The sequence below is a fragment of the Actinomadura sp. GC306 genome, from assembly GCF_004348665.1.
GTDB lineage: Bacteria > Actinomycetota > Actinomycetes > Streptosporangiales > Streptosporangiaceae > Spirillospora.
This window is the reverse complement of record NZ_SMKM01000026.1, coordinates 24794-38655: the sequence shown is the minus strand read 5'-3', so window position 1 is coordinate 38655 and position 13862 is coordinate 24794. Positions and strand designations below refer to the sequence as shown.

Here is a 13862-nt window from a genome sequence, read left to right as displayed (position 1 = left end):
GCCCCCGCCTCCGGGCGGCGCCCGGCCCCGGCGCCCGCCGGCGCCCCCGCCGAGCAGCTCGCGCTGCGCGGCCGGACCGAGAAGATGTCGCGCATGCGGCAGACGATCGCCCGCCGCATGGTGGAGTCGCTGCAGGTCGCCGCGCAGCTCACCACGGTCGTCGAGGTGGACATCACCAAGATCGCGCGGCTGCGGGAGCAGGCCAAGGCCGACTTCCAGGCGCGCGAGGGCGTCAAGCTGTCGTTCCTGCCGTTCTTCGCCATGGCGACCGTCGAGGCGCTCAAGGCGCACCCGAAGCTGAACGCGGTCATCAACGACGAGACCAGCGAGGTCACCTACCACGACGTGGAGAACCTCAGCATCGCGGTGGACGTGCCGGAGCGGGGCCTCATGGTCCCGGTCGTGCACAACGCGGGGCAGCTCAACCTGGGCGGCCTCGCGCAGCGGATCGCCGACCTCGCCGAGCGCACCCGCGCCGGCAAGGTCAGCCCGGACGAGCTGGCGGGCGGCACGTTCACGCTGACCAACACCGGCAGCCGCGGCGCGCTGTTCGACACCCCGATCCTCAACCAGCCGCAGGTCGGCATGCTCGGCACCGGCGCGGTCGTCAAGCGGCCCGCCGTGATCGACGACCCCGACCTGGGCGAGGTCATCGCGGTGCGCTCGATGGTCTACCTGGCGCTGACCTACGACCACCGGCTGATCGACGGCGCGGACGCCGCCCGCTTCCTCGCCACGATCAAGCACCGCCTGGAGGAGGGCAACTTCGAGGCCGACCTCGGCCTCTGAGCCGCTGAGCGACGCATGACCCGGGACCCCGCCGCAGGCCGGCGGGGTCCCGCGGTCCATTCCGGGGAAACCCGGGAGCCGCTGACAATTCCGGCTTCCGGCGGCGCGGCCCGCCTAGGGTGGTGCCATGAGGGTCACCGTCACGGGCTCGTCGGGCCTCATCGGCTCGGCGCTGGTGAAGTCGCTGCGGGAGGACGGCCACGAGGTCGTCCGGCTGATACGGCGCGAACCGTCCGCACCCGACGAGGCGCGGTGGTCCCCCGCCGACGGCTGCGTCGAGGCCGCGGCGCTGGAGGGCACGGACGCCGTCGTGCACCTGGCGGGCGCCGGGATCGGCGACCGGCCGTGGACGCGGGCCTACAAGCGCAAGGTCAGGGACAGCCGCGTCGTCGGCACCCGCACGATCGCGGAGGCGATCGCGGCGGCCGGGCGGCGGCCGCCCGTGCTGGTGTGCGGTTCGGCGATCGGCTACTACGGCGACACCGGCGGGCGCGAGGTCGACGAGGGCGCCCCGGCGGGCCGGGGGTTCCTGGCCGACCTCGTCCGCGACTGGGAGGCCGCCGCCGCGCCCGCGGCGGAGGCGGGGGTCCGGGTCGTCCACCCGCGCACGGGCGTCATCCTGACCCGCGCCGGCGGGATGCTCGGCCGGACGCTGCCGCTGTTCCGGCTCGGGCTGGGCGGCAGGCTCGGCGACGGCCGGCAGTGGGTCAGCTGGATCTCGCTGGCCGACCAGGTCGCGGCGCTGCGGTTCCTCATCGACCGGGAGATCGCCGGGCCGGTCAACCTCACCGCGCCGGCCCCGGTGACCAACGACGACTACACCAGGGCGCTCGGCCGCGTCCTGCACCGGCCGACGAAGGTGCCGGTCCCCGCGTTCGCGCTGCGCGCCGCCCTGCGCGAGTTCGCCGGGGAGGGGCCGCTGATCAGCCAGCGGGTCCTGCCGCGGCGGCTGGAGGAGGCCGGGTTCCGGTTCGCGCACGAGGACGTGGCCGGTGCCCTCGCCGACGCCCTGCGCGCCCCGAGCCCCGCCGTGTGAACCCTGTGCGCCGTGTGAGCCCCGCGAGTCCAGTCAGTCCCAAGAATCGTCAAAGTCCCGGCCGCTCCCGTTCGGTGGCCATACGGTGACATTGAGAGAACTCGGCCGCGCAGGAGGGTGAATGAGCACCGACGGACAGCCGCACATTCTCGCGATCGGCGGGGGCACGTTCGTGCCGGACGGCAGGGAGGGCCTCACCCCGAGCCCGCTGCTGCGCTACGCGTTCGACCTGACCGGCCAGGACCGGCCGAGGGTCTGCTTCCTCACCACGGCCGTGGGCGACGGCGCCGAGTACGTCGCGCGCTTCTACGCCGCGTTCTCGTCGCTGGACGCCGAGGTCAGCCACCTGTCCCTGTTCCCCATGCCGAACGTGCCCGACATCCGGGCGCACCTGCTCACCCAGGACCTCGTGTACGTGTCGGGCGGCAGCGTGGCGAACCTGCTGGCGCTGTGGCGGCTGCACGGCCTGGACGAGATCATGCGCGAGGCGTGGCAGGAGGGCGTCGTCCTGTCCGGGCAGAGCGCGGGCGCGCTGTGCTGGCACGTCGGCGGCAACACCGACTCGTACGGGCCGCAGCTCCGCCCGCTGACCGACGGCCTCGGCTTCCTGCCGTTCTCCTGCGGGGTGCACTACGACAGCGACCCGCAGCGGCGCCCGCTGCTGCAGCAGCTCGTGGGCGAGGGGTCGCTGCCGGGCGGGTACGCGGCCGACGAGGCCGTCGGGCTGCACTACGTCGGCACCGAGTTCGTGCAGGCCGTCTCCTACCGGCGCGAGGCCGGCGCCTACCGCGTCGAGCCGGACGGGCCGGGGACGGCGAAGGAGCACCGGCTGCAGCCCCGCCTCCTCGCCGAACTCTGAGGCCGCGCCCCCGCGAGGGCATAAGCTGGCTCGTGTGAGCGATGTGGACGTACGCGAGCTGGTGGTGGTGCACGCCGGGTTCGGCACGGCGGCCGTTCCCTACGCCGACGGGTGGGAGCTGCAGAAGCGCACCCACGCGCTGCGGGTCGACGACGCCGTCCCCGACACCGTCCTGCTGATGGAGCACGAGCCGGTCTACACCGCGGGGCGGCGCACCGGCGCGCTCGACCGCCCGCTCGGCGACCCCGGCGCCCCGGTCGTGGACGTGGACCGCGGCGGCAAGATCACCTGGCATGGCCCGGGGCAGCTGACCGGCTACCCGATCGTCCGGCTGGACGACCCGAAGGACGTGGTCGGCTACGTGCGGCTGCTGGAGCGGATGATGATGGACGTCTGCGCCGAGCTCGGCCTGGAGACCGTCACCGTGGAGGGGCACAGCGGCCTGTGGGTGTCCGGCACCCCGAACCGCAAGATCGGCTCGATCGGGATCCGGGTGGCGCGCGGCGTGGCGATGCACGGGTTCATGCTCAACTGCGACAACGACCTGGGCTGGTTCGACAAGATCGTCCCCTGCGGGATCCGCGACGCGGGGTCCACCAGCCTCAGCCGGGAACTGGGCCGCGACGTGCCGGTCGCCGAGGTCGTCCCGGTGGTCGAGCGGCACCTCGCCGCCGCGTTCGGCGCGGTGGCGACCCTCCACCGCACGACGGCGCAACTGGGCGCCTGAGCGGCCGCCGCCCCGGCGGCCCGGCGGCTCAGCCCTCGGGGGCCATCACCTTGTACACGGCCTGCCCCTGGGCGGCGGCGGCCCCGAAGAACGCGGCCAGCCCCTCGTAGGCGGGCTTGAGCACCCTGTCGCGGGCGGCGCCGTCGAGCCTCCCCGCGTCCTGCACGCCCGCGCGGCCCATCGCCGCCGGGTCGTACCGTCCGGCGATCTGCGCGAACGGCGTCGCGGCCAGGTGGTCGGCGGCCGGCTTGACCCGGTCCGGCGCGAGGTAGATGACGTCCATGCCCAGTTCGTCGGCGCCGTCCTCGGTGAGCAGCCGCCCGCCGCACACCAGGTCGGCCTCGGGCTGCCGCCCGTCCCACGGGTCGCCGGTGACGAGGTAGTGCACCGCCTGCCACGCCCAGCCGAGATCGAACAGTTCCGCCGCGCCGCGCCGGCGCCAGTCGGCGGCGCCGAAGATGTGGCGGGCGACCCGGCCGGGGTCGGGCTCCCCCTCCAGCACCGGCGGCACCCTGAGGTACGACATTGCCAGACCCACGGCGGTCCTCCTGCTAACGCTGTTGCGTGACGACAGGGAGTCACCCTAGAGAGATCAGCTGTTGGACATGGCGGAAACACGCGAATCGGCGAGGTGAACGGGGTACTGTCATACGTTCGAGATCGCTCCGATACGCCATTGAGCCCCGCGGCGGCCGATGTGCCGGACCCGGGATCGCGACGTACGCTGGGTGCCGTGACGACGGTGACACCTGAGGGACGCAAGCTCCTGCGCGTCGAGGCGCGCAACAGCCAGACCCCGATCGAGCGCAAGCCCGAGTGGATCAAAACCCGGCTGAAGATGGGCCCGCAGTACCGCGAGCTCAGCGGGCTGGTGAAGTCCGAGGGCCTGCACACCGTGTGCCAGGAGGCCGGCTGCCCCAACATCTTCGAATGCTGGGAGGACCGGGAGGCCACGTTCCTGATCGGCGGCGACCAGTGCACCCGGCGCTGCGACTTCTGCCAGATCGACACGGGCAGGCCGGCCGAACTCGACCGGGACGAGCCGCGCCGCGTCGCCGAGTCCGTCGCCACGATGGGCCTGAAGTACGCCACCGTCACCGGTGTCGCCCGCGACGACCTGGACGACGGCGGGGCCTGGCTGTACGCCGAGACCGTCCGGCGGATCCACGCGGCGGTCCCCGGCTGCGGCGTCGAGCTGCTGATCCCCGACTTCAACGCGGTGCCCGAGCAGCTCGCCGAGGTCTTCTCCGCCCGCCCGGAGGTCCTCGCGCACAACGTCGAGACCGTCCCGCGGATCTTCAAGCGGATCCGGCCCGGGTTCCGCTACGAGCGCTCCCTCGACGTCCTGACGATGGCGCGCGAGGACGGCCTGGTCACCAAGTCCAACCTGATCCTCGGCATGGGCGAGACCCGCGAGGAGGTCTCCCAGGCCCTGCGCGACCTGCACGCGGCCGGTTGCGAGCTCATCACGATCACCCAGTACCTGCGGCCGAGCCCCCGCCACCACCCGGTCGAGCGGTGGGTGAAGCCCGAGGAGTTCGTGGAGCTGGCCGCCGAGGCCGAGGAGATCGGTTTCGCGGGCGTCATGTCGGGGCCGCTCGTCCGGTCCAGCTACCGCGCGGGCCGGCTGTACAAGCAGGCGATCGAGGCGCGCGAGGGCTGAACGCGCGACCGCCGCGGCGCGACTATCCTTGGATTCATGTCGAAAAAGCCCACGGACGGGGCCCAGGAGCGTCCGGGCCGTTTCAAGCAGATCCGCATGGTCGCCCAGCTGCTCCGCAAGGCCGACCCGAAGGCCCTGCCGATCGTGTTCGCGTCGGCGATCGGCGCCCTGGTCGTCGTCATCCTCATCGGGCTGGTATTCGGCCAGCTGTGGTTCTTCATCCCGATGGGGGTGCTGGTCGCGCTGGCGGTCGGCATGATCGTGTTCGGGCAGCTCGCGCAGCGCGCGCAGTACAAGGCGATCGCCGGGCAGCCGGGCGCCGCCCTCGCGATCCTGCAGAACATGCGCGGCGGCTGGACGATCACCGAGGCCGTCAGCGGCAACCGCAACCTCGACATGGTGCACCGCGCGGTCGGCCGCCCCGGCGTGGTGCTGGTCTCGGAGGGGCCGCGCAACCGCGTCGGCCCGCTGCTCGGCGCCGAGAAGAAGCGGCTGTCCCGCGCCGCGCAGCAGGTGCCGATCTACGACGTGCAGGTCGGGGACGACGAGGGCCAGATCCCGGTGGACAAGCTGCAGCGCCACCTGATGAAGCTGCCCCGCAACCTGAAGAAGCCGCAGGTGGCCGAGCTGAACGACCGGCTGCAGGCGCTCCCCCGCTCGATGCAGATGCCGAAGGGTCCGATTCCGAAGGGCGTCAAGATGCCCAAGGGCCCCAAGCCCAAGATGCGCTGAGACACGAGGAAAGCGCCCCCGGCCGGGGGCGCTTTCTCGTCTCCGGGGTCAGATGTTGACGACGACCGTGTTGGCGGCGCGGTCGTGGAGGCCGCGGTGGTCGCGGTCCCAGAGCAGCGCGGGGACGACGAGCACGAGCAGGACCGTCCGGACCAGCGACCAGCCGAGGCCGACGGGGCGGCCGTCCAGGCGGGCGACGCGGATGCCGCACAGCCGCTTGCCGATCGTCGTGCCGATGAGCGCGGTCAGCAGCCACGCCTGGATCGCGAAGACGACCAGCGTCCACGTGCTGCGCTGGGACGGGTCCCAGCCGAGCGAGCGCGCGAACAGGCTCGCGACGAGCATCGACAGGCCCCAGTCGACGAACAGCCCGACGAGCCGCCGGCCGTAGGACGCGACGGCGCCGCTGCCGCTGACGGGGAGGCCGAGCCGTTCACCCGGATCGCCGAGGTCCGCGCCGGCCGAGCGCGCCCCGGTCAGCCACGTCTGCGTCCACCGCGGCCCGCCCGCCTTCGCCTTGCCACTGCTCATGGCCCCTACGCTATCCGGTCCCCCCGGTGCCCCGGATCCGGCCGCCGCGGACGGGCATGCCACCCGTAACACAGCGGAAACATATGAGACACGGCCGGGAAACGGCACCGCCATAGCCTGCGATAAGCCAAGAAGCGCCCCAAGGAGGCTGGATGTTCAGCAGCGCCGACGAGGTTCTGAGCTATATCCGGAACGAAGATGTGCGATTCGTCGACTGCCGGTTCGTGGACCTGCCGGGCAAGATGCAGCACTTCACGTTCCCCGTCGAGAGCTTCGGCGAGAGCGTCTTCACCGAGGGGCTGATGTTCGACGGCTCGTCGGTCCGCGGTTTCCAGGAGATCCACGAGTCGGACATGCTCCTGCTCCCGGACCCGTCGACCGCCGTGATCGACCCGTTCCGCCAGCACAAGACCCTGAACCTGAACTTCTTCGTCCACGACCCGCTGACGGGTGAGCCGTACAGCCGCGACCCGCGCAACGTGGCGAAGAAGGCGCAGGACTACCTGCGCGGCACCGGCATCGCCGACACGTGCTACTTCGGGCCCGAGGCCGAGTTCTACATCTTCGACGACGTCCGGTTCGAGACCAAGGCGAACGCCGGCTACTACTACCTCGACTCGGTCGAGGGCGCGTGGAACACCGGCCGGGAGGAGCCCGGGGGCAACCTCGGCGCCAAGCCCCCGTACAAGGGCGGCTACTTCCCCGTCCCGCCGATGGACCACTACACCGACCTGCGCTCGGAGATGGTGACGCAGCTCCTCAAGTCCGGCATCCACGTGGAGATGCAGCACCACGAGGTCGGCACCGCCGGGCAGGCCGAGATCGACTTCCGGTTCGACACCCTGCTGAACTCGGCCGACCAGCTGATGCTCTACAAGTACATCGTCAAGAACGTCGCGCGCGCCGCCGGCAAGACCGTCACGTTCATGCCGAAGCCGATCTTCGGTGACAACGGCTCCGGCATGCACTGCCACCAGTCCCTGTGGAAGGACGGCGCGCCGCTGTTCTACGACGAGGTCGGCTACGCGGGCCTGTCCGACAACGCGCGCTACTACATCGGCGGCCTGCTCAAGCACGCGCCGTCGCTGCTGGCCTTCACCAACCCGACGGTGAACAGCTACCACCGGCTGGTCCCCGGCTACGAGGCCCCGGTCAACCTGGTGTACTCGCAGCGCAACCGGTCGGCCTGCATCCGCATCCCGATCACCGGCTCGAACCCGAAGGCCAAGCGCGTCGAGTTCCGCGTGCCGGACCCGTCCTGCAACCCCTACCTCGCCTTCTCGGCGATGCTGATGGCCGGCCTGGACGGCATCAAGAACAAGATCGAGCCCGCGGAGCCTGTCGACAAGGACCTGTACGAGCTGCCGCCCGAGGAGGCCCGCGCCATCCCGCAGGTCCCCGGCTCGCTCGGCGAGGTCCTCGCGGCCCTGGAGAGCGACCACGACTACCTCCTGGAGGGCGGCGTCTTCACCCAGGACCTCATCGAGACCTGGATCACGATGAAGACCGAGTTCGAGATCGACCCGATCCGCCTCCGCCCCCACCCGCACGAATTCGAGATGTACTACGACATCTAAGAGTCTCGGGGGCCGAGGGGCCCGGCGGCCGTGTGCCGCCGGGCCCCTCGGCGTTCCGCTACGGGTGGCGGTCGCTTCCACCGCCGCACCTTCTTCCGTGCGGCCGCCCGTCCGGGCCGATTCGTCCGCTTTGACGGTGGCGGCTGGCATCATGTCCGGCGGAGGCGCGAGATGAGGAAGCGTGTGCGGCGCGTCCTGCGGGACGGTGAAGCGCTGCGTCGAGCCGCGTCCCTGCTGGTCTCTGAGTACTCGGCGGCCCGTGGGGCCGTGGAGAAGGCGGCCGAGCCGCTGCGGAGGACGGCGGCGCGGCGGCGGCTCGAAAACGTTCCGGTCACGCGGCTCAAGGAGCTCGGGGACGGGCCGGTGCGGTTCGCCGCGGTGCGGGGTGCGGAGCTCGTCAGCGTCGCGGACGTCCTCGACTCCACGTCGGAGGGGCTGCGGCTGCTGCGGGGCGTCGGGCGGCTGACGGCGGAGCGGCTGTACATGGCGGCGTGGCGGCTGAGGAGCGCGGCGGAGCGGGCACCGGACCTGCGCATCGAGATCGGCGCGCGGGACGAGGCGGCGACGCCGCTGGTGCGCGCGCTGTACCGGCTGGTGAACGCGAGCCCCGACCTGCCGCGCGCCCGTGTGGTGGCCGAGCGGGTGGACGGGGAGGCCGGCCCCCTGCTGGCCGGCGCCCGGGCCGTGACTTGGCCGCGGCGGATGTTCCGGCCGGAGTTCGCGCGGGCGGCGGGCTGGGAGGCGGTCGCCCGGCTGGCGGAGCTGCTGGACGATCCGGACACCGCGCTGCTGTGGTCGCCGGATCTGCTGGGCCCCTACGTCCGGGCGGACGAGGCGTGGCGTGACCATGAGCGCCGTGCGGGCGACTACCGCGCCGTACTGGCGGAGTCGTCAGGGCGGGAGGAGCTGCCCGCCGAGGGCTTCCTGCCGGCCCGTCTGGCGGGCCGGGTCCGGGCGCAGCCCCTCGACGAGACCTTCCTGCGGGTGCCGCTGCGGGACTACCAGTCGTTCGGGGCACGCTTCGCGCTCCTCCAGCGGCGGGTGATCCTCGGCGACGAGCCTGGGCTCGGGAAGGCCGTCCAGGCGATCGCCGCCATCGCGCACCGGCGGGCCGAGGGCGCGACGCACTTCCTGGTGGCGTGCCCCGGGGGCCTGGTGCCCGGCTGGGTCCGCGACATCAACGCGTGCAGCTCGATCACGGCGCATCCTGAGCCGGGCCGCCAAGGGGTGAGGGAGTGGTTCCGCCTCGGCGGCATCGCCGTCACGCGCCTGGATTCGCTGCCGGAGCTGCGCATGCCTCCCGGCGGGCTCGGGATGCTCGTGGTGGACGAGGCGCACCGCACGGCGAACCGCGGGACGCGCCGCGCGACGTCCGTCACCCGCCTGTGCCACGAGACGGAAGACGTCATGCTGCTCACCGGAGTGCCGCTGCACGACCGGATCGGGGACTTCCGCCGTCTCGTCGCCCACTTTCCCCCCGAGGCGGCCGAGCCGATCGACTGGGACATGACCCCCTTGGGGGCGCGGGCCTTCCGGGCGGCGGCCGCGACCGTGCATCTGCGGCGCGACCACCGGGACGTCCTCGCCGAGCTGCCCGACGTCGTCCATGTGGACGAGCTGGTGCCGGCCAGCCACGCCGGGCGGGCGGCGTACCGGCGCGCGGAGGGCGACGTCCCGGCGATGCGCCGCGCCGGATACGCCGTCCCCGCGGCTTCGGCAAAGCTCCGGCGGCTCCGGGACCTGGTCGGGGAGGCGGCGGCCAACGGCGTGAAGGTGGTGGTCCTCTCCTGCTTCGCCGACGTGCTGGCCACCGTCCATGACGCGCTCGGCGCGGATGCGTTCGGGCCGGTGACCGGACGGACGCCGGTCGCCCGGCGTGCGGACGTGGTGGCGCGGTTCTCCGCCGCGCCGGGGCACGCGGTCCTGCTGGCCGAGGTCGAGGTGCCGCTGCGCCTGGGCGGCGCGTCCGTGGTCATCTTCTGCGAGCCGCAGCCGGACCCCGGAGTGGAGGCGCGGGCGGTCGGCCGCGTGCACGGCGCGGGCGGGGCGGGTCCCGTGCGGGTCCACCGGCTGGTGACTCCCGGGACCGTGGACGACTGGATCAGTACGGGCGAGGTGGCCGGATGACGGACGATGCGAAGAGCGTCCTGCGGGGCGGGTACGCGCTGCTGGACGCCGCGCGCGACCTGATCGCCGATCACGGGCGCGCCCTGGCGGACGTGCACGCGGCGCTGGCGCCGGTGCGGGCCGCGGCCGCGCGGGAGCAGCTCGGGTCGATCCCGCTCGCCCGGCTGAAGGACGTCACGGACGGGCGGCTGCGGCTCGGCCCGCTGGAGGACGGCGGGTTCACGAGCGTCGCCGACGTCCTGGACGCGCCGCCGTACCGGCTGCAGCTGCTGCCGGGGATCGGGCCGCAGACCGCGCGGCAGCTGCACGCGGCGGCGACGAGCCTGGCGGAGGCGGCGGAGCGGTCGGCGACCGTCCGGATCGACGTCGACCGGCGGGACGAGGCGATGGCGCCCGTGGTGGTCGCGCTGCACCGGCTCGTCAACGCGGGGCCGGAGCTGCCGCGCGCCCGGGTCGCCGCCGAGGAGGTGGACGAGCGGTTCGGGCCGCTGGTGCACGACGCGCGGCCGGCGGGGTCGTGGTGGCGGCGGGTCTTCACGCTGCCGGCGCGCCGGGAGCGGGCGCGGCAGGCGGTCGGCGAGCTGGCCGAGGCGCTGCGGGCCGAGGAGGCGCGGGGGTCGCGGCTGCTGATCTCGCAGGCGTCGGTGGACCTGCTGCGCCCGCACGTCTCGCCGGACGAGGCGTGGATCGACTTCGAGCTGCGCGCGTCCGACTACCAGACCCTGCTGGCCGAGCTGGCGGCGCTGCACCCGGAGCGGGACGCCGCCCAGGGGTTCCTGCCGGGCGACCTCGCGGCGCGGGTGAAGGCGCAGCCGCTCGACGACGCCCACCGGCGCGTCTCGCTGCGCGGCTACCAGTCGTTCGGGGCGCGGTTCGCGCTCGTCCAGCGGCGGGTGATCCTCGGCGACGAGATGGGGCTGGGCAAGACCGTCCAGGCGATCGCCGCCATCGCGCACCTGCGCGCCGAGGGCGCAACGCACTTCCTGGTGGCGTGCCCGGCGAGCGTGCTGATCAACTGGGTCCGGGAGATCGAGTCGCGCAGCACGCTCGCCGCGCACCCGCTGCACGGCTCCGGGCGGGCGGCGGCGGTGCGCAAGTGGGCCGGGGACGGCGGCATCGCCGTGACGACGCTGGCCACGCTGCACGCGCTGGACATCCCGGACGAGGTCGAGCTCGGCATGTTCGTCGTGGACGAGGCCCACTACGCCAAGAACCACGGGACCCGCCGCGCCCAGGCCGTCGCGCACTGGTGCCGGCGGACCGCGAACGTGCTGTTCCTGACGGGGACGCCGATGGAGAACCGGGTCGAGGAGTTCCGGAGCCTGGTATCGCACCTGCGGCCCGAGCTGGCCGAGCAGGTGCGGCCGAGCGACGCGGCCATGGGCGCGAAGGCGTTCCGGTCGGCGGTCGCGCCGGTCTACCTGCGGCGCAACCAGCGGGACGTGCTCGTCGAGCTGCCCGAGGTGGTGCACGTGGACGAGCTGGAGGAGTTCAGCCGGGCGGACGCGGCGGCCTACCGGCGGGCCGTGGCGGACGGCAACTTCATGGCGATGCGCCGCGCCGCGTACGCCGTCCCGAAGAAGTCCGCCAAGCTCGGCCGCCTGGTGGAGCTGGTGGAGGAGGCCGACGCCAACGACCTGAAGGTCGTGGTGTTCTCCTACTTCCGGGACGTGCTGGCCGCCGTCCGCGACGCGCTCGGCCCGCGGGCCCGCGGGCCGATCTCGGGCGGGACGCCGCCGGCCCGGCGGCAGGAGATGGTGGACGCGTTCACCGAGGAGCCCGGGCACGCGGTCCTGCTGGCGCAGATCCAGGCGGGCGGGGTCGGCCTCAACCTGCAGGCCGCGTCCGTGGTGATCATCTGCGAGCCGCAGGTGAAGCCGACCATGGAGGCGCAGGCGATCGCCCGCGCGCACCGGATGGGCCAGGTGCGGACCGTCCAGGTGCACCGGCTGCTGACGCCCGGCGGCGTGGACGAGCGGATGCTGGAGATCCTCCAGGTCAAGAGCATGCTGTTCGACGAGTACGCGCGGCGCAGCGACCTGGCGGAGCGCACGCCCGACGCGGTCGACATCTCCGAGCAGGCCCTCGCCCGGCAGATCGTCGCGGAGGAGCAGGAGCGGCTCGGCACCTAGGTTCGGCGCCGCTGGCCGCAGCTGGCGCCGTCCGCCGGGAGGGTGCCCTGCAGGAGGTAGGCGTGCACCGTCTCGCGGACGCAGCGGTCGCCGGTGTCGTAGGCGCCGTGCCCCTCCCCCCGGTAGGTGAGGAGCGTCGCCTCGCCGCCGAGCCTCCGCGCCAGCGCGGCCGCCCACGCGTAGGGGGTGGCCGGGTCGCCGGTGTTGCCGATCACGAGGATCGGCGCGGCGGACGGCGCCGCCACCTCGCGGGCCCCGTCATCGCCCGGCACCGGCCAGCCCGTGCACTCCAGCAGGCTCCAGGCCAGCGACGTCCCGAAGACCGGGGACGCGTCGCGGAACCTCGGCAGGAGCCGCCGGACGTCGTCCGGGGTGTACCGGTCGGTGCTGTCCGCGCAGGTGATCGCGGTGTTGGCGGCGGCGAGGTTGCTGTAGGAGCCGTCCTCGCCGCGGCCGTTGCGCGCGTCGGCGAGCATCAGCAGCAGCGAGCCGTCGCGGCGCTTGACCGCGTCGACCAGGCCCTGCGCGAGGTAGGGCCAGGTGTCCCGGGAGTACAGCCCGGCGGCGACCCCGGTCATCGCGAGGCTCTGGGTGAGCTCGCGGCCGGAGGACGTGCGCAGGGGTTTTCGGTCGAGGCCGTCCAGGATCCGCCCGACCGACTCCACGACGGACGGGGCGTCGGTCCCCATCGGGCAGTGCTTGCGGCCGAGCCGCGCGCACGCCGCGCCGAAGTCGCCGAGGGCGCGCTGGAACGCGGCGGCCTGCTGGAGGGCGGAGTCGACGCCGCCGATCCCGGTGTCGACGGCGGCGTCGAGGACCGCCCGGCCGACCCGGTCGGGGAACTGGCGGGCGTAGGCGCCGCCGAGCCAGGTGCCGTAGGAGATGCCGAAGTAGTGCAGCCGCTCGTCGCCGAGGGCGGTGCGGATGAGTTCCATGTCGGCGGCGGCGCTGCGGGTGCCGACGTGCGGCAGGAGGCCGCCGGAGCGGGCCGCGCAGCGCGCCGCGTACTCGGCGCGGCCGGCGAGGTACGCCTTCTCCTCGGCGGCGGTGTCGGGGGTGTCGTCGCGGGCGTTGATCTCGTCCATCCGGCGGTCGCCGACGCAGGTCACCGGGGTGCTGCGGCCGACGCCGCGCGGGTCGAACGCGACCAGGTCGTAGCGCTCGCCCAGCTCCGCGTACTGGCCCGCGAACCGGGCGAGCGTGTCGACGCCGTCCCCGCCGGGGCCGCCGAAGTTGAACAGCAGCGAGCCGATGCGGCGGGCCGGGTCGGACGCCGGCGCCTTGATCAGCGCGATGTCGATGCGCCGGCCGGACGGGTCGGCGTAGTCCAGGGGGACCTTCAGGGTCGCGCACCGGAAGCCGGTCCGCGGCTTCGGGAGGTCCGGCAGCGGTTCCGGAAGGCCGGTGCAGCGCTTCCAGTCCGGCGGGGAAACGGCGGCGGGGAGAATGCGCGATTCGGCGCCGGCCGTCGCCATCCCCGCGCGTTGTTCCGCCATACCGCCCAGGCATGAGATCAGCCCGGAAAGGGCCAGTGCGGCCGCACTGATCGGCACGATGCCAGGTATCGCCCTCTGACGGGCCATTCGTCCCCCCGTTCGTCTCAGGGGGGTGATCAGGGAGTACCCAGGTCCCGCGGAGCTGACTCCGATCAGTGACAAGGTCCACGTGGGGAGGAGCCGCAAATGGGTA

Annotated in this window: 12 protein-coding genes; 9 read left to right on the top strand and 3 right to left on the bottom strand. The window is 73.4% G+C overall.

Features of this window, described 5'->3' with window-relative positions:
* The 4 genes from E1200_RS06610 to lipB form a co-directional block, all read left to right on the top strand.
* Window positions 1–789, top strand: a 789-nt coding sequence (locus E1200_RS06610; RefSeq protein ID WP_207933212.1) for a 2-oxo acid dehydrogenase subunit E2, incomplete at its 5' end; no start/stop codon positions are given.
* Between the two features lie 127 nt (window positions 790–916).
* Window positions 917–1825, top strand: a complete 909-nt coding sequence (locus E1200_RS06605; RefSeq protein ID WP_131950900.1) for a TIGR01777 family oxidoreductase — start codon at window positions 917–919, stop codon at window positions 1823–1825.
* A 121-nt stretch (window positions 1826–1946) separates the two neighbouring features.
* On the top strand, window positions 1947–2684 hold the full coding sequence (locus E1200_RS06600; RefSeq protein WP_131950899.1) for a peptidase E: 738 nt from the start codon (window positions 1947–1949) through the stop codon (window positions 2682–2684).
* Window positions 2685–2718: 34 nt separating this feature from the next.
* Window positions 2719–3411 carry a lipoyl(octanoyl) transferase LipB gene (gene lipB, locus E1200_RS06595; RefSeq protein ID WP_243708381.1) on the top strand — a complete coding sequence of 231 codons (693 nt, stop codon included), beginning with the start codon at window positions 2719–2721 and terminating at the stop codon, window positions 3409–3411.
* Between the two features lie 28 nt (window positions 3412–3439).
* Here the strand turns inward: lipB and E1200_RS06590 are convergent, their stop codons facing one another.
* Entirely contained in the window at window positions 3440–3949 is a 510-nt protein-coding gene (locus E1200_RS06590; protein WP_131950898.1) for a DUF1877 family protein, read from the bottom strand.
* A gap of 195 nt (window positions 3950–4144) precedes the next feature.
* Between E1200_RS06590 and lipA the strand changes: the two genes are divergently transcribed.
* Together lipA and E1200_RS06580 are read left to right on the top strand one after the other, a co-directional pair.
* Window positions 4145–5074, top strand: a complete 930-nt coding sequence (gene lipA / locus E1200_RS06585; protein ID WP_131950897.1) for a lipoyl synthase — start codon at window positions 4145–4147, stop codon at window positions 5072–5074.
* Window positions 5075–5110: 36 nt separating this feature from the next.
* The gene (locus E1200_RS06580; RefSeq protein WP_131950896.1) at window positions 5111–5806 is read left to right on the top strand and encodes a DUF4191 domain-containing protein; all 696 of its coding nucleotides are present in this window, start codon (window positions 5111–5113) and stop codon (window positions 5804–5806) included.
* Between the two features lie 48 nt (window positions 5807–5854).
* Here the strand turns inward: E1200_RS06580 and E1200_RS06575 are convergent, their stop codons facing one another.
* A complete protein-coding gene (locus E1200_RS06575) occupies window positions 5855–6337 on the bottom strand; it encodes an RDD family protein (RefSeq protein ID WP_131950895.1) in 483 nt (160 codons plus the stop codon).
* Window positions 6338–6489: 152 nt separating this feature from the next.
* Here E1200_RS06575 and glnA point away from each other — a divergent pair, with 152 nt between their 5' ends.
* The 3 genes from glnA to E1200_RS35175 all read left to right on the top strand — a co-directional run bounded on the left by glnA (window position 6490) and on the right by E1200_RS35175 (window position 12173).
* Window positions 6490–7914, top strand: coding sequence for a type I glutamate--ammonia ligase (gene glnA, locus E1200_RS06570; protein ID WP_131950894.1), 1425 nt, complete (start codon window positions 6490–6492; stop codon window positions 7912–7914).
* A 171-nt stretch (window positions 7915–8085) separates the two neighbouring features.
* On the top strand, window positions 8086–10041 hold the full coding sequence (locus E1200_RS06565) for a DEAD/DEAH box helicase (RefSeq protein ID WP_131950893.1): 1956 nt from the start codon (window positions 8086–8088) through the stop codon (window positions 10039–10041).
* Entirely contained in the window at window positions 10038–12173 is a 2136-nt protein-coding gene (locus tag E1200_RS35175) for a DEAD/DEAH box helicase (protein ID WP_131950892.1), read from the top strand. Before E1200_RS06565 ends, E1200_RS35175 begins: the two co-directional genes overlap by 4 nt.
* Here E1200_RS35175 and E1200_RS06555 read toward each other — a convergent pair.
* On the bottom strand, window positions 12170–13669 hold the full coding sequence (locus E1200_RS06555) for an alpha/beta hydrolase (protein ID WP_243708380.1): 1500 nt from the start codon (window positions 13667–13669) through the stop codon (window positions 12170–12172). The two genes, E1200_RS35175 and E1200_RS06555, sit on opposite strands and share 4 nt — an antisense overlap.
* Window positions 13670–13862 lie beyond the last annotated feature (193 nt).

Excerpts from the sequence above, each read along its gene's own strand:
- E1200_RS35175 (WP_131950892.1), top strand. The coding sequence starts at position 10,038 with ATGACGGACGATGCGAAGAGCGTCCTGCGGGGCGGGTACGCGCTGCTG.
- E1200_RS06575 (WP_131950895.1), bottom strand. The coding sequence starts at position 6,337 with ATGAGCAGTGGCAAGGCGAAGGCGGGCGGGCCGCGGTGGACGCAGACG.
- E1200_RS06565 (WP_131950893.1), top strand. The coding sequence starts at position 8,086 with ATGAGGAAGCGTGTGCGGCGCGTCCTGCGGGACGGTGAAGCGCTGCGT.
- E1200_RS06555 (WP_243708380.1), bottom strand. The coding sequence starts at position 13,669 with ATGGCGGAACAACGCGCGGGGATGGCGACGGCCGGCGCCGAATCGCGC.
- E1200_RS06605 (WP_131950900.1), top strand. The coding sequence starts at position 917 with ATGAGGGTCACCGTCACGGGCTCGTCGGGCCTCATCGGCTCGGCGCTG.
- E1200_RS06600 (WP_131950899.1), top strand. The coding sequence starts at position 1,947 with ATGAGCACCGACGGACAGCCGCACATTCTCGCGATCGGCGGGGGCACG.
- E1200_RS06580 (WP_131950896.1), top strand. The coding sequence starts at position 5,111 with ATGTCGAAAAAGCCCACGGACGGGGCCCAGGAGCGTCCGGGCCGTTTC.
- glnA (WP_131950894.1), top strand. The coding sequence starts at position 6,490 with ATGTTCAGCAGCGCCGACGAGGTTCTGAGCTATATCCGGAACGAAGAT.